Raw genomic sequence first — 23,408 nt, forward strand, 5'->3', positions numbered from 1 at the left:
GAGCGGGGGTACGGGAGTACGGAGCGGGGGCGTGCGTCGTCAGGGGACGAGGACGACCTTGCCGGCGACGCTGCCCGACTCGGCCAGGCGCATCGCCTCGGCGGCGCGGGCGAGGGGGATCTCGGCGGCCACCTTCGCGGTGATGTCGCCGCGCTGGAGGGCGGCGAAGACCTGGGTGAGGTCGGAGCGCAGGCGGGTCCGGAAACGGTTCTTGGCGTAGGCGCGGCCGGCCCACACGTTGAAGAAGTAGGCGCTGCGGCCGTTGGGCAGCAGGTTCCACAGCCACACCCGGCCCAGGAGCCGCAGTACGGGCCAGGCGCCGGAGCCCTCGTCGTCACGGGTGGCGGCGCTGCCGTAGGAGACGAGCGTGCCGCCGGGGGCCAGGAGCCGCCAGGAGCCGAGGATCCCGTCACCGCCGACGTGGTCGAAGACGGCGTCCACTCCGCCGGGTGCGAGCTCCCGTACGCGGGCGGGAACGTCGCCCGTGCGGTAGTCGACCGGGGCCACCCCGAGCGCGCGCAGCGCGTCGTGGTGGCGGGGGGACGCGGTGCCGATCACGCGGGCGCCGGCGGCGAGCGCCAGCTGGACCAGGACCGAGCCGACCCCGCCGTTGGCTCCGTGGACGAGGACGGTGCCGCCGGGGCGGACCCCGGCCTTGCGGTGGAGCATCTGCCAGGCGGTGATGCCGTTGACGACCGCGGTTTCGGCGTCCGCCGCCGAGACGCCCTCGGGGACCTCCACCACGTCGGCCGCGTCGACGACGACGTGGCTCGCCCAGCCCCCGGTCTTCGTCATGGCGGCCACCCGCTTGCCGAGCAGGCCGGTTCCGGCGCCCTCTCCGGCGGCCAGCACGGTGCCGACCAGGTCGTAGCCGGGGACGAAGGGGAAGGCGGGCTGGTCGTAGTACCGGCCGCGGCGCATCTGCTGCTCGGCGAAGGACACGCCCGTGGCCTCCATGCCGATCAGCAGCTGTCCGGCCGCCGGCACGGGCACCGGTCCGCGGTGCAGCTCCAGCCCTTCCGGCTCGACCTTGCCCGGGAGAACGATCTCGACGCGCTCGACGGTGTTCATGCAGACCTCCGCTTGTTTCGATGTCTCGTGTTCGTTAGAACCTGTAACCAGAGTGAAGGGCAATCGCGGCACTGTCAAGCGAGTAGCTCGATCGATCGCGATGAGGCATGCCGTTGGTGATAGCTTCTAACCAACGGCTGCCAACCGGCCGAGACCAGTGAGAGACGAGACCAGTGAGAGAGGTGACCGCCATGACCGGGAGCGCGACGACCCCCCGCGAGCGCTACCGCAGGCAGGTGCGGGCCGAGGTGAAGGAGAAGGCCTGGCAGCAGATCGCCGGCTCCGGCGCCTCCGCCCTGTCCCTGAACGCCATCGCCAAGCAGATGGGCATGAGCGGGCCCGCGCTCTACCGGTACTTCGCCAACCGCGACGAGCTGATCACGGAGCTCGTCACGGACGCCTACCGCAGCCTCGCCGACGCCTTCGCCGCGGTCGCCGCCGACGGGCCCGGCCCCCAGCACCTCGCCGGGCTGGCGCGGACACTGCGCCGCTGGGCACTGGAGGACCCGCACCGCTACTTCCTCGTCTACGGGACCCCGGTCCCCGGCTACCACGCACCGCAGGACGTGACCGCGATCGCCTCGGAGATGATGTCCGTCCTGCTCGACGCGTGCGTCGCGGCCACCGCGGCCACTCCAGCCCCCTCGGCCGACGGGTCCGGGCCGCAGGCCCTGGAGGAGCACCTGACGGACCACCGGGAGTGGGCCGCCGGCCACCCCGACGCACCGCCGCGGGCCCTGCGCACGGCCCTGTCCTTCTGGACCCGCCTGCACGGCGTGCTCTCCCTGGAGCTGGCGGGCCACTTCACGGGCATGGGGCTGGACCCCGCCCGGCTGTTCGCGGCGGAGGTGGACGCCCTGACGGGCCCGGCGTGACGTCCGTGCCTACAATGACCAAATGATCTTCATTGTGGTGAAATTCTCCGTCAAACCCGCCTACGTCGACCGCTGGCCCGAGCTGGTCGCGGACTTCACGCACGCGACCCGCGCCGAACCCGGCAACCTGTGGTTCGAGTGGTCCCGCAGCCTGGAGGAGCCCGACACCTACGTCCTGGTCGAGGCCTTCCAGGACGACGCGGCGGAGGCACACGTCACGTCCGAGCACTTCCGTGCCGCCCTGGAGACGATGCGCCCCCTGGTCACCCGTACGCCCTCCATCGTCAGCACCACCATCGAGGGCGCCGACGGCTGGAGCCGGATGGGCGAGCTCCAGGTCGACTGAGCGTGTAGGGCCGGGACCTCTGGGCACACGAGCGCTGGGAGCGGATCGGATCCGTCCCGCAAGTGCACGGAAACGGGCGCGGCCGCACCTCGGGCGGCGCCCTGCAACCGGAGGAGTTGTTGTTCGCGTGACTGAGAACATGTGGAACTACCGGTCGACTTCGGGCCATCTGACGGGCGCCGACCTGACCGGCTACAAGGTCGAGGCCACGGACGGAAGCATCGGCAAGGTCGACAAGCACAACGACGAGGCCGGTGACGCCTACCTGGTCGTCGACACCGGTGTGTGGATCTTCGGCAAGGAAGTGCTGCTCCCCGCGAGCACGGTCATCAGCATCAGCGCGGACGAGCAGAAGATCTACGTGGACCGGACGCGGGCACAGGTCAAGGACGCCCCCGAGTTCCACCGGGACAAGCACCTGGCCGACCCGCAGTACCGCGAGGAGATCGGCATCTACTACGGCATCGGCGGCCCGTTCGGCCGCCCCCTGTAGGCGCCCGGCACACAGGTCCGGAGCGGGCCCCGACTCGTCGAGTCGGGGCCCGCTCGCATGTCAGGCACAGGGCGTCAGGCACGGGGAAACCCGGCGCACGGGACACGGAAAACGGGGAGGGGTGTGTGCCCCGGGCCGGGCCCGGCAGCCAGGAGGCCGCTACCGCTCACCGGCCGCCACTCCCAGAGTGACACAACCCGGGCATACCGGTCATTCGGGGTCGATCGAAGGCGCGTCATCGCAGGTCGAGGCGCATCAGGACCCGGGGATGCCCGGCCAGCACCGAGGTGGTGTCGGCGGCACGGACGAACCCCGCGCGTTCGAAGTTCTTCCGGATCCCGGCGTACGCCATCGTCATGTCGACGCGGGCGTCTCCGTTGTCGAGGGGGTAGGCCTCGATCGCCGGTGCCCCGTGGGCCCGGGCGAATTCGACCGCGCCGGCGATGAGGGCGTGCGAGATCCCCTGCTTGCGGTGGCCGGGGCGGACCCGGACGCACCACAGGGACCAGACCGGCAGGTCGTCGACGTACGGGATCCTGCGGCTGCGCGCGAAGGAGGTGTCCGCGCGCGGTGCGACCGCGGCCCAGCCGACCGGCTCGTCACCGTCGTAGGCGAGCACCCCGGGCGGGGGCTCCGCCCGGCACAGCGCGGCGACGTGGTCACCGCGGGCCGGCCCGCGCAGCTCGTTGTTGAGCTTGGAGGGGATCCGGTAGCTGAGGCACCAGCAGACGTTGGCGGCCGGTGATTTCGGCCCGAGCAGCGTACGGACGTCCCCGAAGACCGCGGCCGGACGAACCTCGATGGTCATGGCACCACCCTCGCACGGCGCGCGCGGGGCCGTCACGCGTCGCGGAACGGGCGGACGGGCGGACGGGCGGCCCGGGCGAACCGGTCACGAATCGAGAAGCCCCCTTCGGCCCGCCACGGCTAACGTAACCGTCATGGACACCGGCGGAGCCGCTCGCTCGCACCGGGCGACGCCGACGGAGACCGCCCGGGCGGCCCGCACGAATCAGCAGGGAGACACCACGATGAGCAAGGCCAAGAGGGCGGACGCCACGTCGTCCGCGTCGCACGTCGCCGACGTCCACGATCTGATCCGCGTGCACGGCGCACGGGTGAACAACCTCAAGGACGTCAGCGTCGAGCTCCCCAAGCGCCGCCTCACGGTGTTCACCGGCGTCTCCGGCTCGGGCAAGAGCTCGCTGGTGTTCGGCACGATCGCCGCCGAGTCCCAGCGGCTGATCAACGAGACGTACAGCGCGTTCGTGCAGGGGTTCATGCCGACGCTGGCACGGCCCGAGGTCGACGTGCTCGAGGGCCTGACCACCGCGATCATCGTCGACCAGCAGCGGATGGGGGCCGACCCCCGCTCCACGGTGGGCACCGCCACCGACGCGAACGCGATGCTGCGCATCCTCTTCAGCCGGCTCGGGCGCCCGCACATCGGCTCCCCCAACGCCTACTCCTTCAACGTCCCCTCGGTCCGGGCGAGCGGGGCGATCACGGTGGAGCGGGGAGCCGGCAGCAAGACCGTGAAGAAGACCTTCACCCGGACCGGCGGCATGTGTCCGCGCTGCGAGGGCCGCGGCGCGGTCTCCGACATCGACCTCACCCAGCTGTACGACGACTCGAAGTCGATCTCCGAGGGCGCCTTCACCATTCCCGGCTGGAAGTCGGACAGCTGGTGGACGGTCCGGCTGTACGCGGAATCGGGCTTCCTCGACCCGGACAAGCCGATCCGGAAGTTCACGAAGAAGGAGATGCAGGACTTCCTCTACCGGGAGCCGACCAAGGTGAAGGTCGAGGGCGTGAACCTCACCTACGAGGGACTGATCCCGAAGATCCAGAAGTCGTTCCTGTCCAAGGACCGCGAGGCGATGCAGCCGCACATCCGGGCGTTCGTGGACCGGGCGGTCACCTTCACCGCCTGCCCCGAATGCGGGGGCACCCGGCTCAGCGAAGCGGCCCGGTCCTCGAAGATCAAGAAGATCAACATCGCCGAGGCCTGCGCCATGCAGATCAGCGACCTCGCCGCCTGGGTCCGCGGCCTCGACGAGCCGTCGGTGGCGCCCCTGCTCACGACGCTGCGGCAGACCCTGGACTCGTTCGTGGAGATCGGGCTGGGCTACCTCTCGCTCGACCGGGCGTCGGGCACGCTGTCGGGCGGCGAGGCGCAGCGCGTCAAGATGATCCGCCACCTCGGTTCCTCCCTCACCGACACCACCTACGTCTTCGACGAGCCCACCACCGGGCTGCACCCGCATGACATCCAGCGGATGAACGGGCTGCTGCTGCGGCTGCGGGACAAGGGCAACACGGTGCTCGTCGTGGAGCACAAGCCGGAGACGATCGCGATCGCGGACCACGTCGTCGACCTCGGCCCCGGGGCCGGCAGCGGGGGCGGCACCGTCTGCTTCGAGGGCACCGTCGAGGGGCTGCGGTCCGGTGGCACCATCACGGGCCGCCACTTCGACGACCGGGCCTCCCTCAAGGAGACGGTGCGCAAGCCCACCGGCGCGCTGGAGATCCGGGGCGCCGCCACGCACAACCTGCGCGACGTCGACGTCGACATCCCCCTCGGGGTCCTCGTCGTCGTCACCGGAGTCGCCGGTTCCGGCAAGAGCTCGCTCGTGCACGGATCACTGTCCCGGCAGTCCGGCGGCGCCGGCGAGGGGATCGTGTCGATCGACCAGGGTGCGATCCGCGGCTCGCGCCGGAGCAACCCGGCGACGTACACGGGGCTGCTCGATCCGATCCGCAAGGCGTTCGCGAAGGTCAACGGCGTGAAGCCGGCGCTCTTCAGCGCGAACTCCGAGGGCGCCTGCCCGAACTGCAACGGAGCCGGGGTCATCTACACCGACCTGGCGATGATGGCCGGCGTGGCGACCACGTGCGAGGAGTGCGAGGGCAAGCGGTTCGAGGCGTCGGTGCTGGAGTACCGGCTCGGCGGCCGGGACATCAGCGAGGTGCTGGCGATGTCGGTGTCCGAGGCGGTGGAGTTCTTCGGCGACGGCGAGGCCCGCACGCCGGCGGCGCACAAGATCCTGGAGCGGCTCGCGGACGTCGGGCTCGGCTACCTCAGCCTCGGGCAGCCGCTCACGACGCTGTCCGGCGGCGAGCGGCAGCGGCTCAAGCTGGCCACCCACATGGCGGAGAAGGGCGGGGTGTACATCCTGGACGAGCCGACCGCCGGCCTGCACCTCGCCGACGTCGAGCAACTGCTCGGGCTGCTGGACCGGCTGGTCGACTCCGGGAAGTCCGTCATCGTCGTCGAGCACCACCAGGCGGTGATGGCGCACGCCGACTGGATCGTCGACCTGGGGCCGGGCGCCGGTCACGACGGGGGCCGGATCGTCTTCGAGGGCACCCCGGCCGCCCTCGTGGACGACCGCTCCACCCTCACCGGACAGCACCTCGCGGCCTACGTGGGGGCCTGACCGGGCCCCGCCGGCCTCCGACTCCTGGCCTCCTGGCTTCCTGGCTTCCTGGCCTCCCGCGCCTGCCGTCCGTAGCATGTAGCGAGTGACCACGACGAGTGACTCTTACGTGATGTGCGCCGGGACCCCCTCGGTGGAGGTCTACCTCCGACTGCGGTCCGGCTCGGGACTGAGCCCCAAAACACCCGAGATGGCGCGGGCCGGGCTGCCGGGGACCTGGCACGGGGTGACCGTGCTGCACGACGGCGAACCGGTGGGGATGGGGCGCGTCATCGGCGACGGCGGCTGCTTCTTCCAGATCGTCGACATGTGCGTCCTGCCCGGGCACCAAGGGCGGGGGCTGGGCCGGCGCATCATGGAGGAGCTGGTCGGGGAGCTGGAGCGGCGGGCACCGGACGGCGCGTACGTCTCGCTGATCGCCGACGGCGACGCCCGGTTCCTGTACGAGAAGTTCGGGTTCAGCCCCACGGCGCCCGCGTCGGTCGGCATGCACCGCACGGTCTGAGGCCCGCGGACCGTCCGGCGGGCAAATCCGTTACGGGGTCCGGGCGTTGCCGTTCCCGGCCCATCGGGTAGGTTTCTGGAAATGTTTCCAATTCGATGGGGCTGACGTGTTAGAGCTGAGGGGGAGCGGAGCCAAGCCGCTGGAGGACGAGGACCCGCGGCGGATCGGGGAGATCCCGCTGGCGGGCCGGCTCGGGGCGGGCGGGATGGGCCGGGTCTACCTCGGGGTCCACGAGGGCCGGTACGTCGCGGTCAAGCAGCTGCTGTCGTCCGTGGTCGGTGAGGACGAGGACTTCCTGCGCCGTTTCGGGCACGAGCTGGACAACCTGTCCAGGCTGCCCGCGGGGGCCACCGCCCCGCTGCTGGCGAGCGACCGCACCGCGCGGCCGCCGTGGTTCGCCACCGCGTACGTCCCCGGGCTCACGCTGAGGGAGGCCGTCGACCTGAACGGCGGCCCGCTGTCCGCGCGGGCCCTGTGGCTGCTCCTGCGGGAGGCCGCCGCGGGCCTGGAAGCGGTGCACGCCCTGGGGATGGTCCACCGGGACCTGAAGCCGTCCAACGCCATGCTGACCCTCGACGGCCTCACCCTCATCGACTTCGGAGTCGCCCGGGCCGCCGAACAGAGCCAGCTGACCAGGACCGGAATGGTCGTGGGCACGCCCGCCTACATGGCGCCCGAACAGGCCTCGGGCAAGCGCGCGGTGAGCGGCGCGACCGACGTGTTCGCCCTGGGATCGGTCCTCGCGTACGCCGCCTCCGGCCGGCCGCCCTTCGGCGAGGAGTCGGGACACGGCGTGCTGTACCGCATCGTGCACGAAGAGCCCGACCTGGAGCCCCTGCGGGAGCTCGACCCGGAGCTCGCCGAGCTCGTGGCGGCCTGCCTGGACAAGGACCCCGAGGGGCGGCCCACCGCCGCCGAGCTCCTCGAACGCGCCTCCCGCCACGGGCCGTTCACCGCCCCGCTCTGGCCGGCCGCGATCACCGAGCACCTGACCGAGCGGGCCGCGTTCGCCGCCGACGTACAGGACGTCGACGTGCCCACGCTCCCGCTCGCGGGCCGGAAGCCCGGAGCGGAACCGGCGGCCGGACCCGGAGCGCCGGAACCGGCCGCGCCGGAGAAGGGCCCCGAGCCGGACCCCGCGACCGGGGCCCGTCCCGAGGGGCGGCCCAAGCCCCGTGGCAGGAGCCGTCGCACCCGCGTCCTGCTCGCCGTCGTCCCCGTCGTCGTGGTCGCGGGCGGCACGACCCTCCTCGTCCAGAACCTGCCGTACACGACCACCCCGGAGGCCAAGGCGCAGTCCACCCCGCTCGCCCCGGCCGCGCCGCCCGCGGCGGGTGCGACGGCGACGCCCTCCGGCCCGGTGAGCGGCAGCCCGTCCGGATCGCCCTCGCCCGGGCAGTCGCCGCCCCAGGACCAGCCCGTGGGCGACGGCCAGGCGAACGGGCAGGGCGGGGCGGCGGGCAGTCCCCCGGGGACGCTCCCCGGGAATCCCGGATCCGTCCCCGGCCCCGGTCCGGGCCCGGGCGGCGGCGACCCCGGCACCCCCAACGGGGCGGGCGGGGCGGGCGCGGCCGGGGGCTCCGCGAACTCCGGCGGCGGCGGGGTCACACCCCCCTCGGGCGGCAAGACGTCCACGGCTCCGACTCCCCCGCGGCCGCCCCAGCCGCCCCCGTCCGGGACCCAGCGCTACCGCAACGGCAACGACGGCAGCTGCGTCACCCAGGTCTTCGGCGCCTCGGACCACGGCGACTGCTCGGATTCCAGCGCGCGGTGGACCGTACAGGGACGGCAGGACGGCACCTTCAAGCTCGTCAACCAGCAGAGCGGCCAGTGCCTGTACGCCAACATGCTCGGCCAGGCGGTGTTCGTCGGCGACTGCGCCCAGGACATCGGCCGGCTGTGGCGTTCCGGTGCGGGCGGCAGCCTGCGGAGCGAGTTCTCGGGCGGCTGCCTGGACACCGGGATGGGCAGTGGCCTCGTCACGTCGTCGTGCTCCGGGTCCGCGTCGCAGCGCTGGACGAAGGCCTGAGCGTACGAGAAGGCCCCGGTCTCCCTGCGGAGACCGGGGCCTTCGTCCGAGCGCTGGGCAGGCCTTGCACCTGCAATTTCCCCACGGGAAGTGGGGCGTCTTTCCTTGGACCACCAACGCGGGGCCCACCACCGCGTGTCGCGGCCGCGAGCTCAAGATCCAATATAGCCCATGGAACCGGCCACCCGCACCCGCGCGGATCCGGCCGGCCGGCCGCCGCGGGACCGTGTGACCATGTCCCCTCGGCACACACGCACCTCATGGGGGGACCATGCGCACCCGCACCACCACCGTCACGACCGGCTTCGCCGCCTTCCTCGCGGCGATCCTCGTCCTGACGGGCTGCACGGCCCAGGACGACCGTCCGCGCGGGGCCGCGAGTTCCGCGGCTCCGTCGCCCGCTCCCGTGCGCAGCGGCGGCGGTCCGGGGTTCGACGGGCCCCTGCCCCAGGACCAGAACCTGCTGGCGTGGACGGGTGACCCCAACGACGCGGGGCACGTGACGGCCCAGTCGTCCGCGGGGGTCGGCGGCCGGGTCACCCTGGTGCGGATCGTCCTGCGCGAGCAGATCACCTGGTCGAACATCTGGCTGGGCCTCGCCGGGGTGGACCCGAACGCCCAGCTGTCCAACTGCTACCTCGGCGTGTACGACGCCCGCGGCACCCTGGTCGGGTCCACGGCGGACGTCTCGCCGCAGCTGATGACGGACGCGATCGCCAAGCCGTTCCCCCTGGCCAAGCCGTTCACCGCCGCACCCGGGACGTACTTCATCGCGCTCCTGCTGAACGGCAGCTGGGCCACCAACGCCCTCACCCTGAAGGCGACGGGCGCCGGCATCTCGGTCAACGCCGGCCTGACGCCGCCGCAGCTGCGCTACAGCACCCTCCTGACGGGCCAGACCTCCCTGCCGGCGTCCGTGAACCTCGCCGACCAGTCCACCAGCACCATCAACACCGGCTGGGCCAGCCAGTGGTACGCGATCTCCTGACCCCTCCGGCGCGGGCCGTGCGGCGCACGACGACGCCGGGGCGGGCCGCCGGAGCCGTGGCCGTCACGCGGTGAACGCGGGCGGCCGCACCGGGTCGGGGAGGTGGCGGGCCAGGTGCCCGGCCACGGCGACGACCGTGCGGTCCGCGAGGTACGGGCCGATGATCTGGACGGCCAGGGGCAGGCCGTCGGGGGTCCGCCCGGCGGCCATGACGAGGGCCGGGAGCCTGACGTGCCCGGCGAGGTTCAGCCAGGCCGTCTGGTCGAAGTACGGGCGCTTCTCGCCGTCGACGGTGACGTACCGCTGCGGGACCGGGACGGCGGTCTGGTCGTCGACGGCGGCGGTCGGGGCGGCCGGGGTGACGAGGACGTCGTGGGTGGCGAAGTAGGCGGCCCACCGGGCGCGCAGCCGCTCCCGCTCCTCGTTCGCCAGCAGCCAGTCCCGGTGCCGCATGGTGCGGGAGCGCGGGAAGAGGCCCCGCGGGTCGTCGGCGGGGATCGCGTCGGCGGCCGCGACCTCGTCGGCGAAGCCGGTGTCGGTGGCGGTGGCGCTCGTCGTGGCGTACATGAGCCGCTGGAACAGCCGGTCGCTGTCGGCGAGTTCCACGGGCCGGCCGTCCGCGTCGACGGTGGCGCCGGCCGAGCGCAGCAGCCCGGCGACCCGGTCCAGGAGTGCGCGGGTGGCCCCGTCGACGGGGCAGTGGGGGTCGTCCTGCCAGAGGCCGACGCGGTAGTCCGCGAGGTTGCGGTGCGCGGGCGCCGGCAGGGTGAGCGTCCAGGCGGCGGCATCGGCCGGGGACGGTGCGGCGAGCACGTCGAGGAGGAGGCCGAGGTCCTCGGCGGTGCGGGCGATCGGGCCGACGGCGAGCATGTCGGAGCCGGTGAGCCAGCCGGGCGGGCGGGGTACGTGGCCGCGGGTGGGGACGGCGCCGCCGCTGGGGCGCAGTGCGTACACGCCGCAGTAGGCGGCCGGGAGGCGCAGCGAGCCCGCGAGGTCGGAGCCCACTTCGAGGCTGGTGAGGCCCGCGGCGACGGCCGCGGCGGCCCCGCCGGAGGATCCGCCGGCGGTCTTCGTGTCGTCGTACGGGTTCCGGGTGCTGCCGAACAGCGGGTTCGACGTCTGGATGTCCTGGCACATGACGGGGACGTTCGTCTTGCCGATGATGACGGCGCCGGCGGCCCGCAGGAGCGCGACGGCGTCGGCGTCCTGTTCCGGGACGTGCTCCGCGAGGCCGGGGGAACCGCAGGTGGTGCGCAGCCCCTTCGTCTCCAGTGCGTCCTTGACGGTCATGGGCAGGCCGTGGAGCGGGCCGAGGGGTTCGCCCGTCGCGGCCAGGTGGCGGTCGGCCGCATCGGCGGCCGCGCGGGCTCCCCCGGCGTCGAGGGTGACGACGGCGTTGAGCCCGGGTCCGGTCCGGGAGAGGTGTTCCAGGTACCGCTCCAGCAGGGCGCGGCTGGTGACCGTCCGCTCGCGCAGGGCGGAGAGCTGCTCGTGGGCGGGCGCCAGGTGCAGGGGGCGGCGGAGGGTCACGGGCGGGCTCCTGGGGTGGTGCCGCGGGAGGCGGAGGGGTCACGGCTCCCGGGTGCGTGCGGGGTAGGGCGGGTTCGGGCGTGGAGGTGGTGCCGGTTCCGTCGCCGCGTTCCGCCGCCCGTCATCGGGCGCCACTGTAGTCGGGTGCTCCCGGGACCGGGTCGGCGGCCCGGTGACGTCAAGGGGCGTACGGACCGGGGTCCTTGGGGACCGGGGGTAGGGGGACACTCGGACACCCGTGTCCTGCGCGGCCTGGAGGACGGGCGTCAGGAGCGGGGCTTCCAGTTCCGCGGCATGAGGCCGGTGCGGCGGGCCGACTCGTCCTCCGCCGCCGAGCCCCCGCGCCGGCCCGGCTTGGTGCGGACCACGTAGCGGAACGGGAGACCGCCGGGGGCGGCGAGCATGCCCCCGAAGCGGGTGTCGCCCGCGAACCACATCTGGTCGCCCGCCTGCTGCCGGGGAACCCGGGGGCCGTCCCAGCCGTCCCAGGGCGGCGGGAACGAGCAGTGGCTCTGGCCGTCCGGTTGCAGCAGCACGATCCGGCCGTCGGTCCCCCACCGCCGGCCGCCCGCGCGCTCGCCTTCCGCGGACACCACCCGTACGTCCTGGGCGCGGCAGGGCCACACCTGCCAGCCGTAGGTGGTCATGACGAGCCGCTCCTTGCGCCGGGCCCTGCGCCACAGGAGCAGCAGGCCCGCCGTCACCGCGATCACGGGGGCGAACCCGGCGGCGGTCACGACGCCCGCCGTGGAGGTGGCCCCGACGGCCACGAGGACGGCGACCAGCGCGACGGCCTCCGCCGCGAGGAGCAGGGCGCCCCGCTTCAGGCCCCGTTCACGGCGCCGGAGTACCGCCTCGACTCCGGGCGTCTCCAGGGCCGGACCGGGCAACACCTGGTAGCCGTACTCGTGGGCCAACATCACCGTGCTCCGGTCTCGGGTAGGGGCGTGCAGGAGCATACTGCCGCACCCGCGCGGGCCCCGGCAGGGCTCCGGTACCCCCGGCGAACCGATCTACCGCGCCGCCGGGGAGGCCGGCGGCCCCGCGGACGCGCGCGCCCGGCGCCATTCCACTTCCTCGCGGGTCAGCGGTGCCTGGACGGCGTAGACGTCGCCGACGCGGAGGCTGTCCGGGGTGCTGTACTCGCCGTAGGTGCCGATGACGGACACGGACACCCGGGAGCCGGGCTGCCAGAACGTCCGGAAGTACGGTGTGTTCCCCGCGCTCTCCGGTACTTCGATCAGGGGGACGCCGCGCCGTTCCAGCAGCCCGCGGAGCTTCGCGAAGCGCAGCCGGGGGGTGAAACGCCCGTAGCGGGCGCGGAGTTCCGGGCCCGGGAGGGTGCGGTCGCGGCGGGCGAGCCGGTGCACCTGGAGGGTGAAGTGGTGGCCGGACCAGGGCCGTCCCGCGTCGGCCCGGTGCCAGGAGAACTCGGCGAGGCCGTAGTCGCGGAACATGGCGCCGGCGCCGAGGACGTTCTCGGCGAAGTCCGGCCCCAGGACTTCGGCGACGCGCTCGGGAGGGTCGGTGGGACGCAGTCCGAGCACGGTGCCGGTGGTGACGACGTCGGTGTAGAACGCGAGGGAGTACGGGGTCACTTGCCGTTCCCGTCTCAGCCGCGGAGGAAGAGGACGGAGCCCTCGGGGCTGGTGGCTGCGGGCCGGGCGGGATCACTGCGGTGGTCGGTGGGTGTCACCCGCACAGCGTAGGTGGTGTCGGTCGGGAACCCGGAGCGCCCGGCGTCCGACTCCTGTGGCGTGGGAGGGCGGACATCCGGCCCGGCCCACTCCTGCTACGGAGGATCGAGGGGCGTGAGATGGGCGGGCTGGACGTACGCATGCGGGAAGTGGCCTGCCGGCACGGGCGGGTCGAGGCCGTCGCCGACGTGGACCTGGAGATCGCCGCGGGCGAACGGGTGGCGCTCACCGGGACGAACGGTTCGGGCAAGACCACGCTGCTGCGCGCCGTCCTCGGGCTGCACCGGCAGGTGACGGGATCGATCCTGGTCGGCGGCCGGGGTACCGGGTCGGCCGCCGAGTGGGCCTGGCGGCGGCGGGCCTGCGCCTGGATCCCGCAGAAGCCGGCGGCCGGCCGGTTCCCGCTGCTCGGCTCGGAGCTCCTCGCCGCCGGCGCCGCCGCGGCCGAGGCCGCCGAAGCCGCCGACCGGCTCGGGGTGGGCGCCCTCACCGGGCGGCCCCTGCACACGCTCTCCGGCGGCCAGTTGCAGCGCATGTACCTCGCCCGGGCGATCGGCTGCGTGGCCGCCGGCGCCCAGGTGGTCCTGGCCGACGAGCCGACCGCCGCCCTCGACTTCGACGGGCAGTCCCGGGCGGCGGACGTGCTCACCGCGCTGCCGGTGACGCTGATCGTGGTGACGCACGACCGGGCGATGGCCCAGCGGTGCGACCGGGTGCTGGAGATGGCCGCGGGCCGGCTGCGGGAGGTCCGGTGACCCTCGCCACCGCGGACCTCGGTGACCTGCTGGGGCTGTTGGCCGTACAACGGGCCGGCCTGGCCCTGCTGCTGGCCGCGGTCGGGCTGCCGGTGATCGGTGTGGTCATCGTGGGCCTCGACATCATGCCCGTGCGGTTCGCCATGATGCACGTCGCGCTCCTCGGCATCGCGGTCGGGCTGCTGACGGGCCTGGACCCCATGCTGTGCGCGCTGGTCGCCTGCGCCCTCGCCGGTGCGGGCGTGGCCCCGCTGGCCCGTACGCCCGACGGCCTGTCGGGTGCGATGGGGTTGCTGATGAGTCTGGCCATCGCGGCCGCGCTGCTCGTCCTGGCCGTGTCGGGGGTCAACGCCTCCGGTGCGTTCGCCCTGTTGTGGGGGTCGGTCCTGTCCGTGGGTGCCGCCGACCTCGTCGTCCTGGGGGTGCTGGCCGTGGCGGTGCCGGGCCTGTTCTGGTGGCGGCGGCGCGACATCGGGCTGTTGCTGTACGACCGCGAACTCGCCGAGTGCTCCGGTGTGGCCGTACGGGCCCTGACCGCGGCGCTGCTGGTCCTGGTGGCCGTCGCCGTGGCGGGGGCGATCAAACTCACCGGCGCCCTGCTCGTCGACGCCCTGACGCTGCTGCCGGCGCTGGCCGCGCGCCGCCTGGGCCGCTCCCTGACGTCGATCACCCTGTGGGCGGTCGGCATCGGCCTCGTGGTGAACCTGACCGGGTTCCTGCTGGCCCTGTGGCTGGACTGGCCTCCCGGCCCCGTCCTCGTCCTGACGGCGGGGGCCGTGGTCCTCGCCGTCCATCTCGTCCCCGAACGGAGAACCACCTCATGGCGCCCCACCTCGTCCGAGTCCCTTCCCTCCTCGCACTGAGCTCGGCCCTCCTGCTCTGCGCCGGCTGCGGGAGCGGCGCCTCCCCTACCGCCTCCCCCGGGGCGGCCTCCGACGCCGCCGGTCCGTCGCGCGGCGGGAAGCCGGTCGTGGTCGTCACAACGAGCTGGGAGGGGGCCTTCGCCAAGGCGGCCGGCGCGGAGGACATCAAGGTGATCGTGCCGCAGTCGGTGCACCACGCCCCCGACTACGACCCCAAGCCCTCGGACCTCGCGGCCGTGGCCCGGGCGGATTTCGTGCTGTATGCGCCGTTCGAACCGTACGCCGCGAAGATCAAGGAGGCGGCGGGGTCGAAGGCGAAGCTGATCGAGGTCAACCTCGACAACGACCCGGACGCGGTGCGCGCCGAGGTGACCGAGCTGGGCCGGCTGTTCGGCACGCAGGACGCGGCCGCGCGCTGGAAGGCCGGGTTCGACACCACGTACGCCCAGCTGAACGCGGAGGTGCGGGCGGCCTGGCCCGGGGGCAGGAGCCCCTCGGTGGTGACGCAGGTGTTCACCGCGTGGTCGGCGAAGCTGGCGGGGGCCACGACGGTCGGCACCTACGGGCCGGAGGCGGTGACCCCGGCGCAGCTCGCCGAGCTCTCCGCGAAGAAGCCGGCGCTCGTCCTGGACAACGCGCACATGTCCACCGGTACGGTGCTGCCCGACTCGGGGGCCCGGCAGGTGAAGATCGTGAACTACCCGGGGGAGGACCTCGACCTGCTGCCGGTCTACCGGGAGGCGGCGGCCGGGCTGAAGAAGGCCATGGCCGGTTCCTGAACCGCCGGCGGGACGAGGGGGCCCGGCGGCCGCATCGGCCGCCGGGCCCCCTCGTGTCATCCGGCCTGGGCGAGCGGGGCCACCGCCGTGCCGTCGTCCCCTGCCCGAGCACGGGTCACGAGTTCGCGGAGCGCGGCCCGGTCGGGTTTGCCGGCCGCGGTCAGCGGGAGTGCTTCGACGGTCAGGAGCCGCTCGGGGTGCTTGCAGCGTTCCAGGCCCCGGCCGGACAGGTGGGCGGAGAGCGAGGCGAGGGTGGGCCTGCCCGTACCGCGTGGCACCACGCAGGCGGCCAGCCGCTCGCCCATCAGCGGGTCGGGGACGCCGACGCAGACCACGTCCCGGACGTCGGGGTGCGAGGTCAGCTCGCGTTCCACCTCGGCCGGGCTGATGTTGGCACCGCCGCGGATGACGATGTCCTTGAGCCGGCCCACGACGTGCAGGGCCCCGTCGGTGTCCAGGAAGCCGAGGTCTCCGGTGCGGACCCAGCCGTCGGGGGTGCGGTAGCGGGCGTCGAGCTCGGGAGCGGCGACGTAGCACAGCGGGGTCATCGGGCCTCGCGAGACGATCTCCCCCAACTGGCCTTCGGGCAGCGGGGCGTGGGTGACGGGGTCGGCGATGCGGATGTCGGCGACCCGGGGGTCGGGGCGGCCCGCGATGAGGCCCTCGCCGTCGGTGGGCGGAACGGTGTGTCCGAGCCCCGTGTGGCAGTTGACCCCGTCCGCGGACCCGTAGAGGTTCACCACGGGACATCCGAACGCCTTCGCGGCGGCCGCGGCCGTGGTCTCGTCCAGGGGTGCCCCGCCGAGGACCAGGGCGGTGGGAGCGGGCAACTCCCCGCGCCCGTCGGAGCGTTCGGGAGCGTCGAGGCGTTCGAGGATCATGCGGACCATCGTGGGGACGCCCAGGACGTGCGTCGGTTCGTGTGCGCGCACCGCCTCGATCGCGGCGTCCGGCGTGAAGTGGTCGAGCAGGACGAGGGTGCCGCCGTGCCGGGCCAGGGTGACGGCGGTTCCGTTGGAGCCGAACGCCGAGGCCAGCGGCACGAGGAAGAGGCAGCGCGGCGGGGTCCGGTCCGGGATGAGCGAGGCGAGGAAGTTGCCGCGGCCACCGGCCAGCGCGTTGTGCGAGTACGCGACCATCTTCGGCTCGGCCTCCGAACCGGAGGACACGAGGATCCGGGCCGCGCTGTCGGGGTCGGGCCGGGCGGGCGCGAAGCCGCTGGGGTCCGACCGGAGGAGCGCCCTGAGCGGGACGGCTCCCTCGGGGGTGCTTCCGGGACCGGCGGCGATGACGTGCCGCAGGGCGGGCAGGGCGGCGGACAGGGTGAGCAGTTCGGCGGCGTGCGGGGTGCCGCGGTGGTCGGTGGCGGCGATGACGGCCACGGCTTCGGCGCGGCGCAGCAGGCACTCGGCCTCCAGCACGCCCCGGCCCACGGGGAAGGGCAGGGCGATCGCGCCGAGGGCGGCGAGCGCCAGGTCGGCGATGACGGCGCCGCGGTCGTTCGGGAGCTGTACGGCGACCACCTCACCGGGGCGGATGCCGAGCGCTCTGAGGCCGGCCGCGAGACATCGCACCTTGCGGTCGAGGGCGGTGTAGCACAGGGCCCCCTTGGCGTCGAGCACGGCGGTGCGGTGCAGATCGGCGATCTGGTGGGCCCGGAAGAGGCTGTACAGGTCGAGGTCGGGGCAGGTGCCGTCGACCACCCAGGAGCGGCGCAGTTCGGCGGGCAGCAGGTCGTGCAGGGCGGGTCCGTTGGCGGTCACGCGAAGCTCCAGGGGTCGGGGACGGTCGGGGCGCCGTACGGGTCGCGGCCGATCGGGCCGCTGAGGCGCGCATCGCGGTGCAGGGCGGACAGGTCGGTGGTGACGGCGGTGGCGGCGAGCCCGTCGGCGCGCAGGCGGCCGAGGGCGTCGGCCGTGGTGCGGCCGCGCAGGTCCGCGGCGTACGCGGCCGCGGCGGGGGCGCTGTCGTCGGCGGGGGCGATCCAGCCGTCGGCGGTGCGCAGCGGGCGGCGGAATCCGGCGGGCCGGCGGGGGTTCTCGCCACGGGCGGCTCGCCGCAGTGCCGGGGCGGTCAGGGTGTCGGCGGCGCCGAGGAGGGAGGAGTCCACGCGGACGCCGCAGCCGGTGCGTTCGCGCAGCAGGAGGCCGGCGAGTACGGCTTCGGTGCCGAGCAGCCCGCCGAGTACGTCGAGCAGGGTCATCAGGGAGGGGGCGGGGGGCTCGTCCTCGGGGCGGACGGCCTCGCCGACGCCGGTGCGGGCCTGGACCATGAAGTCGGTGCCCATGGGGGCGTCGTCGATCCGGCCGGCCCAGCCGCCGGTGTAGGCGTGGACGAGCGCGGGGTTGACCCGTGCGAGGTCGTCGGAGTCCAGGCCGAGGGCGGCGGCCTTGCCCGGCGCCCAGTTGTGCAGGAAGACGTCGGCTCCGGCGGCCAGTTCCCGCAGCCGGCTGCGGCCGGCGGCTGCCTTGATGTCGATCTCCACGGCCCGTTTGCCCCGGTTGAGGGCGAGCCAGCGCGCGGAAACGCCCGAGCAGGCGGGGGGCATGCCGCGCAGCGGGTCCCCGCCGGGCGGCTCGATGCGGATCACGTCGGCGCCGAGCAGTCCCAGCAGGTGCGCGGCGAGCGGTGCCTGGATGCGGCGGCCCGCCTCCAGGACCGTCAGCCCGGCGAGCGGCCGGCCGGGGGCGGGCCCCGGGCCCGTGCTGCGGCCGGCCGGGAGGGTCCGGTCGGGGAACTCCGCGCGGGCGGTGTCCAGGGGACGCAGTGACCAGGGCGGGGCCCCGTCGTGTTCCGCGGCGCGTTCGCCGAGGGTGCGCAGGGGGCACACCTGGGCGCCGGAGAGGACGGCCGCGCTGGTGATCCGGCGCATCGGGTGAGCCCGGGTCACCGCGTGGAGGGCGGGCGGGAAGGGGGCGCAGGCCGTGGCGTAGCGGAACTGGAAGGGGCGCCAGCCGGCCCGCAGGGCGTCGGCGGGCGCGTCCAGGTCCCGCCAGAACGCCGCCCAGGCGCCCGGGTCGAGGGTCTCCAGCTCGAAGAGGATCCCGTCGGCGGAGGTGAAGGGGGGTCCCCCGGGGGCGAGTTCGGCGGCCTCGGCCTCGTCCGCTCCGGCGGCGGCGAGGTACTGGGACACGGTGAGGAGACCGGCCCGGTCCGCGGTGGTGGTGACCTCGGCGGCTCCGCCGCCGCGGGCCCGGCCCAGCAGACCGGCGAGGAGTCCCTGGACGGTGAGGACGGCGGTGGCCGTCGCGACGTAGTCGGCGGCCAGCCCGCGCGGGCCGCCGTCCCGGCGGCCGTGGACGGACATGACCCCGGTGGCGGCCTGCGCCGTGGCCTCGTCGACGATGCCGCTGTCGGGGATACCGCTGTTGGCGATGCCCCCGGTGGCTACGCCGCTGTTGGCGATACCGCTGTTGGCGGAAGCCCAGGCGGAGACCGCGCGGACCTCCGGGAAGCCGTCTCCCGCGAGGGAGCAGCGGCCCGGGCCCTCGGACGGGTTCCCGGACGGGTTCTCGCCGGCGGAGCGGGGGCGCGCGCCGAGGGCGCGCAGGTGGTCGGTGACGGGGCCCATGAGCTGCGGGGGCCCCGAGGTGTCGAAGCGCAGTGCGGCGAGCGGCCTGACCGTCCGCGCGGTTGCTGGTGACGCCATGCCTCTCCTCTCCCGGCGCGCGGCGGTGGCCGGCGCCCGGGTCCTGGCGGGAAGCGGGATGCGGGAACCCGGGGGCGCGTACGCCCGACCAGTTCCACGGGCAGAGAGTCGGACAGCCGTTCGCACGGGTTCCCGGGATCGAGGAGGAATGCAGTGACGGATCCGGAGTCCCCTGCCGGGGAGACGGTGCGACCCGATGTGCGGGTGGCCGAGTTGAGGGAGAGGGTGGCCCGGTTCGTCGGCACCCGGGTGGTCCCGTACGAGGAGGTACTGGACGCCGGCGGACCGGCGGCGGACGCCGCGCGGGACGAACTGCGCGCGCGGGCGCGGGAAGAGGGGCTGTGGGCCCTGCCGCTGCCGGCGGAACTCGGCGGTGGGGGCCTGTCCTTCGGGGAGTACGCCGCACTGGCCGAGGCGGAGGGCGCCAGCGACCACGGCCCCGCCGTGCTGGGCTCCGCGCCCCTGCTCGACGTCACGATGCTGGCCCGGCACGGAGCGCCGCGGGTCCGCGAGGAGTACCTCGAACCCCTCGTCGCGGGAGGGATCCGGGCCTGCTACGCCATGACCGAACCGGACGTACCGGGCAGCGACCCGACGCTGACCGCCACCCGGGCCGAACGCGCGCCGGACGGCGGCTGGGTGGTCAGCGGGCGCAAGTGGTTCACCTCCGGCGCCGGACGGGCCGCTCTGGTGACCGTCCTGGCCCGCACCGAGGGCCTGCCCGGGGACCGTGAGGGGCTGTCCCTGCTGCTGGTGCCCACCGGCTCCCCCGGCTTCCGGGTGCTGCGGGAACTGCCCGTGTTCGGTGCGGGCGGCCAGTACGAGATCGGCCTCGACCGGGTCCGGGTGCCTGCCGACCACCTCCTCGGCGAGGGCGGCGACGCGCTGTCCATCGCCGGTGAGCGGCTCCAGCTCGGCCGTACGCTGCGCTGCCTGCGCTGGATCGGGCAGGCCGGGCGCGCGTTCGACCTGATGTGTGCGCGGGCCGCCGCGCGCGGCGGGCCGGGCGGGCCTCTCGCCGGGCACCAGCTGGTGCAGCAGCACGTGTTCGAGGCACTGCTCGCCCTGCGCGGCGCCCGCCTGCTGGCCCACGAGGCGGTGGCGCTGATCGCCGCCGGGCGGGACGCCCGTACGGAGGTGGGGCTGGCCAAGGTCGCCGCCGCGCGCATGCTCCAGCAGGTGACGGACTCCGCGATCCAGGTCCACGGCGCCGCCGGGCTCGGCCCGGACACCCCGCTGCCGGCCCTGTTCCGCACCGGGCGGGCCGCCCGCATCCTCGACGGCCCGGACGAACTGCACGTCACGTCCGTGGCCCGGCACGTCCTGCGCGACTACGGCCCGGACGCGGCCGCATAGCCGTGCCGCCGAGGCCCCGGGCGGTGTGCGGGCGGGGTACCGGAGACGGGCCGGGGTCTCCGATCCGGCCTGATCGGCAAGGCCGTCTCTTCCGGACCCCGCCGGTCGCTGGGGAGTGTCATCGAAGGCGTGCCGTTCGCCCGGAGGGCGGGGCGACGGGGTAGGCGGAGGAGGGAGGTCATGCGGAGCATCGGCGACGGCCGTGCGGAGCGAAGCCCTCCGGGCAGACGGGACTTCGACGGCACGCCTAGACGTGGGTGAGGTCGACGAGGCCGCACAGGGCGGCCAGGCCGAGGGCCAGGAAGAAGTCGCCCCAGATGAGTTCGTGCCGCACGGCCAGGTCCCGGCCGGCGTCGTAGCAGCCGTCCAGCAGCATGCCTGCCGGGCGGCCGGGTCCCGGGCCGGTGACGTGCTCCCGCACCAGGTGGCCCAGGATCTCTTCCGCCCGGTACGCGTACCAGGCCGCCCGGGGCCCGGGCAGCCGGGCCAGCTTCAGGAGGGCGACCGCGGTGATGGCCGCCGCCGAGGTGTCGAGGGGCCCACCCGGCCATCCGGCAAGCGCGGGCGGTACGAGCCGTCCGAGCACAGCAAGCGGCCCGGGCACCCCGGATGCTCCCGGCGGCCCGTGCATGCCGGTCGATCCTGGCCGCCCCGGCACGCCGGGCGCCTCGGTAAGGCCGGGTACGCCAGGCAGCTCTGCCGGGCCGGGCGGGCAGGGCGGGGTGGGGGCGCCGGGTGGGGTGGGGGCTTTGGGTGGGGGCGGTGAGAGGAGGGTGGCCGTTGCTTCGAGGCGGGCGGGGTGGTGGGCCGCGACGTCCGGGATCAGGAGGGCGTCGGCCACCGCCAGGAGCAGCCAGGCGTCGCCCCGGCTCCACCCGGGCTCGGGATCCGCGCAGGGCCGCCAGCCCGCCGCCCCGTCGAAACTCCAGGCGGGAGAGCGCGGATCCGGCGCCCTGCCGGTGGGGCCGGCCGCAGCCGCACGGGCGCCCCGGCCCCCGCTCGCGCGCCCCCCTCCCGGGGTGCCCACGCCGACACCGTCCCCGGCGCCTTCGCCCTCGGCCGGCCCCCCGTGCACGGCACTGCCGCCCGCACCTGCCCGGGACCCGATGCCATCGGCACCGGCACCCGCGCCGACGCAGAGGTCCAGGTGCCGGTGGAGGTGGGCCGCCGCCGCGGCCGCTCCGGCCGGGCCGGCCCCTGCCAGGAGGGGCACGGTGCCGGGTACCCCGTCCGCCCGGGCCACCAGGCGCGGCCCGCCGAACGCGGCGCCCCAGGGCACGATCCCGAGCGCGGGGTCGAACGAGGACAGGCAGGCCCGGGCGGCTCGGGCCCGGAGCGCGGCGGCGTCCGGGTCGCCCTGCGCGAGGCTGGTCCCGTACCAGAGGATCAGGCCCCGCGTCGCGGTGTCGGCCTCTGCCCACGGTGCGAGCCGGGCGGTCCGCAGGGACGCGGCCCGGTGGTCGGACGCGGAGCCGGTGTACCTGGCGCGGAGCCACAGCAGGCCGGCCCAGAAGCCGCCCGCCCAGGAGCCGTTGCCGGTCGTCTTCCACCGGCCGTCCGCCGGCTCGGCGTACAGGGGGAAGCGGTCTCCCACGGCCGCCTCGGTGACCGCCACCCGCTCCATGACCGCCTCCAGTGCGAGGCAGGCCCAGTCCGGGCCTCCCGTGGCGTTCACGCCGTACGCCCGGCACGGTCGCGCAGGGCCCAGGCGAAGGCGACCGCTGCCGCCGCCGCGAACTCCGCGCCCACCAGCAGCCAGCCGGCCCCGTAGCGGCCGCTCTGCGCGAGCAGCCCGAACAGGGGCGGCCCCACCGCGAATCCGGCGAAGAACCCGGCCGCGACGAGCGCCGAGTCCTGGCCGGCCCGGCCGGGCGCGGCCCGCTGCATCACGAGCACCATCGACACGGCGTTGCCGGACACGGCGAACACCCCGACGGCCACCGCGCCGGCCCACACGAGCGGACCCGCGACGAGGGCGGCACCGAGCAGCGCGGCCGCCCCGAGGGCTCCGCACGCGAGCCAGCCCGGCAGCCACTCGGCGCGCCCGGGCCGGGCCGCCTTCGACCACCCGATCCGTCCGGCGATGCCCGCCGCCCCCAGGACGGCGACGAGCGCGCCGGCCGCGGTCGGGCCCATCCCGAGGCGCTGCGCCCCGAAGAGGGACAGGTAGGTGTTGACGGAGGCGATCGCGGCGCCCAGGAACAGTGAGAAGACCGCCAGCCAGGCCACCATCGCGCGCGGTACGAGCGCGGTACGCGGGCCCGCGGGAAGCGGCGGCGGATCGGCGGGCAGGGTGCGCAGGGTCCACAGGCCGGCGAGCAGGGCCGCGCCGGCGCCGGTCCACACGGAGCCCCGCCAGCCGATCCCGCCAGCGAGCAGCGTCAGCGGCAGCCCGGCGGCGAAGGCGCCCAGTTGGACGCCGGACTGCTTGAGCCCCGTCACGGCAGCGCGCCGGGCGGGCGGCACGGCGTGCAGGATCGCCTTGTTGGTGGCCGGGTTGGCCAGCGCCTGCGGTACGCCGCCCAGCGCGACGGCGGCCAGCAGCAGCCCGGTGCCGGGGGCGGCGGCGATCAGCGCGAGGGCGGCGGCGGAGACCAGCAGCAGGGCGGCCAGTGAACGGCGCGGGCCGATCCGGTCCACGATCCGGCCGCCGGCCGGGGACAGCGCCGCGGCCGTCCCGAAGCCGATGGTGGTCGTCAGTCCCAGCACGGCGGGCGACATGCCCGACTCCCCCACCAGACGTGGGCCCAGGGCTCCGAGGAGGAACAGCTGGAGCATCGAGAAGCCCATGGCACAGGTGAGGAGTGCCGTCAACTTCCGCTCCTTTCCCCCTACTTGTACCGGCGGGGGCCCGCCCTTCGCTTCCTCCACGGCCACGAAATCCCCGATCTCCGGATGTTGAACGCCTCGCCCGACCGGGTAGGCAGTCGGGTGCGGCGGCGGATCGGTTCCCGGCGCGTGAGCGGTGCTCCATGCTCCACAGCGGTGCGCCACAGCGGTGCGTCATAACGGCCGCAGCGGCCTTGCACGGG

At 74.7% G+C, this 23,408-nt stretch carries 20 protein-coding genes; 11 read left to right on the forward strand and 9 right to left on the reverse strand.

What is annotated here, in order from left to right; translation table 11 throughout:
- Window positions 1-39 precede the first annotated feature (39 nt).
- Complete coding sequence (locus tag ABZZ17_RS07590) at window positions 40-1,071, reverse strand: medium chain dehydrogenase/reductase family protein (protein ID WP_356873079.1); 1,032 nt, start codon at window positions 1,069-1,071, stop codon at window positions 40-42.
- A 191-nt stretch (window positions 1,072-1,262) separates the two neighbouring features.
- On the opposite strand from ABZZ17_RS07590, the gene ABZZ17_RS07595 reads away from it, so the two are divergent.
- From ABZZ17_RS07595 to ABZZ17_RS07605, 3 genes are all read left to right on the forward strand, one after another.
- Window positions 1,263-1,946: a TetR/AcrR family transcriptional regulator gene (locus tag ABZZ17_RS07595; protein WP_356873081.1), complete on the forward strand. Its 684-nt coding sequence runs from the start codon at window positions 1,263-1,265 to the stop codon at window positions 1,944-1,946.
- A 22-nt stretch (window positions 1,947-1,968) separates the two neighbouring features.
- Window positions 1,969-2,292, forward strand: coding sequence for a putative quinol monooxygenase (locus ABZZ17_RS07600; RefSeq protein WP_356873083.1), 324 nt, complete (start codon window positions 1,969-1,971; stop codon window positions 2,290-2,292).
- Window positions 2,293-2,419: 127 nt separating this feature from the next.
- Entirely contained in the window at window positions 2,420-2,785 is a 366-nt protein-coding gene (locus ABZZ17_RS07605) for a PRC-barrel domain-containing protein (RefSeq protein WP_356873085.1), read from the forward strand.
- Between the two features lie 235 nt (window positions 2,786-3,020).
- On the opposite strand, the gene ABZZ17_RS07610 is transcribed toward ABZZ17_RS07605, so the two are convergent.
- Window positions 3,021-3,593 carry a GNAT family N-acetyltransferase gene (locus ABZZ17_RS07610; RefSeq protein ID WP_356873087.1) on the reverse strand — a complete coding sequence of 191 codons (573 nt, stop codon included), beginning with the start codon at window positions 3,591-3,593 and terminating at the stop codon, window positions 3,021-3,023.
- 223 nt (window positions 3,594-3,816) lie between these two features.
- Between ABZZ17_RS07610 and ABZZ17_RS07615 the strand changes: the two genes are divergently transcribed.
- The 4 genes from ABZZ17_RS07615 to ABZZ17_RS07630 all read left to right on the forward strand — a co-directional run bounded on the left by ABZZ17_RS07615 (window position 3,817) and on the right by ABZZ17_RS07630 (window position 9,747).
- Complete coding sequence (locus tag ABZZ17_RS07615; protein ID WP_356873089.1) at window positions 3,817-6,225, forward strand: excinuclease ABC subunit UvrA; 2,409 nt, start codon at window positions 3,817-3,819, stop codon at window positions 6,223-6,225.
- 85 nt (window positions 6,226-6,310) lie between these two features.
- Entirely contained in the window at window positions 6,311-6,730 is a 420-nt protein-coding gene (locus ABZZ17_RS07620; RefSeq protein WP_356873091.1) for a GNAT family N-acetyltransferase, read from the forward strand.
- A gap of 106 nt (window positions 6,731-6,836) precedes the next feature.
- Entirely contained in the window at window positions 6,837-8,759 is a 1,923-nt protein-coding gene (locus tag ABZZ17_RS07625) for a protein kinase (protein ID WP_356873093.1), read from the forward strand.
- Window positions 8,760-9,030: 271 nt separating this feature from the next.
- A complete protein-coding gene (locus ABZZ17_RS07630) occupies window positions 9,031-9,747 on the forward strand; it encodes a hypothetical protein (RefSeq protein WP_356873095.1) in 717 nt (238 codons plus the stop codon).
- Between the two features lie 63 nt (window positions 9,748-9,810).
- Here ABZZ17_RS07630 and ABZZ17_RS07635 read toward each other — a convergent pair whose 3' ends face one another.
- The 3 genes from ABZZ17_RS07635 to ABZZ17_RS07645 all read right to left on the reverse strand — a co-directional run bounded on the left by ABZZ17_RS07635 (window position 9,811) and on the right by ABZZ17_RS07645 (window position 12,875).
- On the reverse strand, window positions 9,811-11,277 hold the full coding sequence (locus ABZZ17_RS07635; RefSeq protein ID WP_356873097.1) for an amidase: 1,467 nt from the start codon (window positions 11,275-11,277) through the stop codon (window positions 9,811-9,813).
- 266 nt (window positions 11,278-11,543) lie between these two features.
- Entirely contained in the window at window positions 11,544-12,197 is a 654-nt protein-coding gene (locus tag ABZZ17_RS07640) for a hypothetical protein (protein WP_356873099.1), read from the reverse strand.
- A gap of 93 nt (window positions 12,198-12,290) precedes the next feature.
- Entirely contained in the window at window positions 12,291-12,875 is a 585-nt protein-coding gene (locus tag ABZZ17_RS07645; RefSeq protein ID WP_356873101.1) for a hypothetical protein, read from the reverse strand.
- A gap of 218 nt (window positions 12,876-13,093) precedes the next feature.
- Here ABZZ17_RS07645 and ABZZ17_RS07650 point away from each other — a divergent pair, with 218 nt between their 5' ends.
- The 3 genes from ABZZ17_RS07650 to ABZZ17_RS07660 are packed head-to-tail and all read left to right on the forward strand — an operon-like array spanning window position 13,094 to window position 15,371.
- The gene (locus ABZZ17_RS07650) at window positions 13,094-13,729 is read left to right on the forward strand and encodes an ATP-binding cassette domain-containing protein (protein ID WP_356873103.1); all 636 of its coding nucleotides are present in this window, start codon (window positions 13,094-13,096) and stop codon (window positions 13,727-13,729) included.
- A complete protein-coding gene (locus ABZZ17_RS07655; RefSeq protein WP_356873105.1) occupies window positions 13,726-14,592 on the forward strand; it encodes a metal ABC transporter permease in 867 nt (288 codons plus the stop codon). The genes ABZZ17_RS07650 and ABZZ17_RS07655 overlap by 4 nt, the downstream gene beginning before the upstream one ends.
- Window positions 14,550-15,371 (forward strand): zinc ABC transporter substrate-binding protein, encoded by an 822-nt coding sequence (locus ABZZ17_RS07660; RefSeq protein WP_356873107.1) that lies wholly within the window; start codon window positions 14,550-14,552, stop codon window positions 15,369-15,371. The genes ABZZ17_RS07655 and ABZZ17_RS07660 overlap by 43 nt, the downstream gene beginning before the upstream one ends.
- Before the next feature lie 56 nt (window positions 15,372-15,427).
- Here ABZZ17_RS07660 and ABZZ17_RS07665 read toward each other — a convergent pair whose 3' ends face one another.
- Both ABZZ17_RS07665 and ABZZ17_RS07670 read right to left on the reverse strand, forming a co-directional pair.
- Window positions 15,428-17,134 (reverse strand): class I adenylate-forming enzyme family protein, encoded by a 1,707-nt coding sequence (locus ABZZ17_RS07665; RefSeq protein WP_356873109.1) that lies wholly within the window; start codon window positions 17,132-17,134, stop codon window positions 15,428-15,430.
- Entirely contained in the window at window positions 17,131-19,020 is a 1,890-nt protein-coding gene (locus ABZZ17_RS07670) for a CoA transferase (RefSeq protein ID WP_356873111.1), read from the reverse strand. The genes ABZZ17_RS07665 and ABZZ17_RS07670 overlap by 4 nt, the downstream gene beginning before the upstream one ends.
- Window positions 19,021-19,173: 153 nt before the next feature.
- Between ABZZ17_RS07670 and ABZZ17_RS07675 the strand changes: the two genes are divergently transcribed.
- Window positions 19,174-20,376 (forward strand): acyl-CoA dehydrogenase family protein, encoded by a 1,203-nt coding sequence (locus ABZZ17_RS07675; RefSeq protein WP_356873113.1) that lies wholly within the window; start codon window positions 19,174-19,176, stop codon window positions 20,374-20,376.
- A gap of 247 nt (window positions 20,377-20,623) precedes the next feature.
- On the opposite strand, the gene ABZZ17_RS07680 is transcribed toward ABZZ17_RS07675, so the two are convergent.
- Both ABZZ17_RS07680 and ABZZ17_RS07685 read right to left on the reverse strand, forming a co-directional pair.
- A complete protein-coding gene (locus ABZZ17_RS07680) occupies window positions 20,624-22,051 on the reverse strand; it encodes a sugar ABC transporter permease (RefSeq protein ID WP_356873115.1) in 1,428 nt (475 codons plus the stop codon).
- Window positions 22,048-23,190, reverse strand: a complete 1,143-nt coding sequence (locus ABZZ17_RS07685; protein ID WP_356873117.1) for an MFS transporter — start codon at window positions 23,188-23,190, stop codon at window positions 22,048-22,050. The genes ABZZ17_RS07680 and ABZZ17_RS07685 overlap by 4 nt, the downstream gene beginning before the upstream one ends.
- Between the last annotated feature and the right edge of the window lie 218 nt (window positions 23,191-23,408).

The sequence above is a fragment of the Streptomyces sp. NPDC006512 genome (assembly GCF_040611935.1).
In the GTDB taxonomy this organism is placed as follows: Bacteria; Actinomycetota; Actinomycetes; order Streptomycetales; family Streptomycetaceae; genus Streptomyces.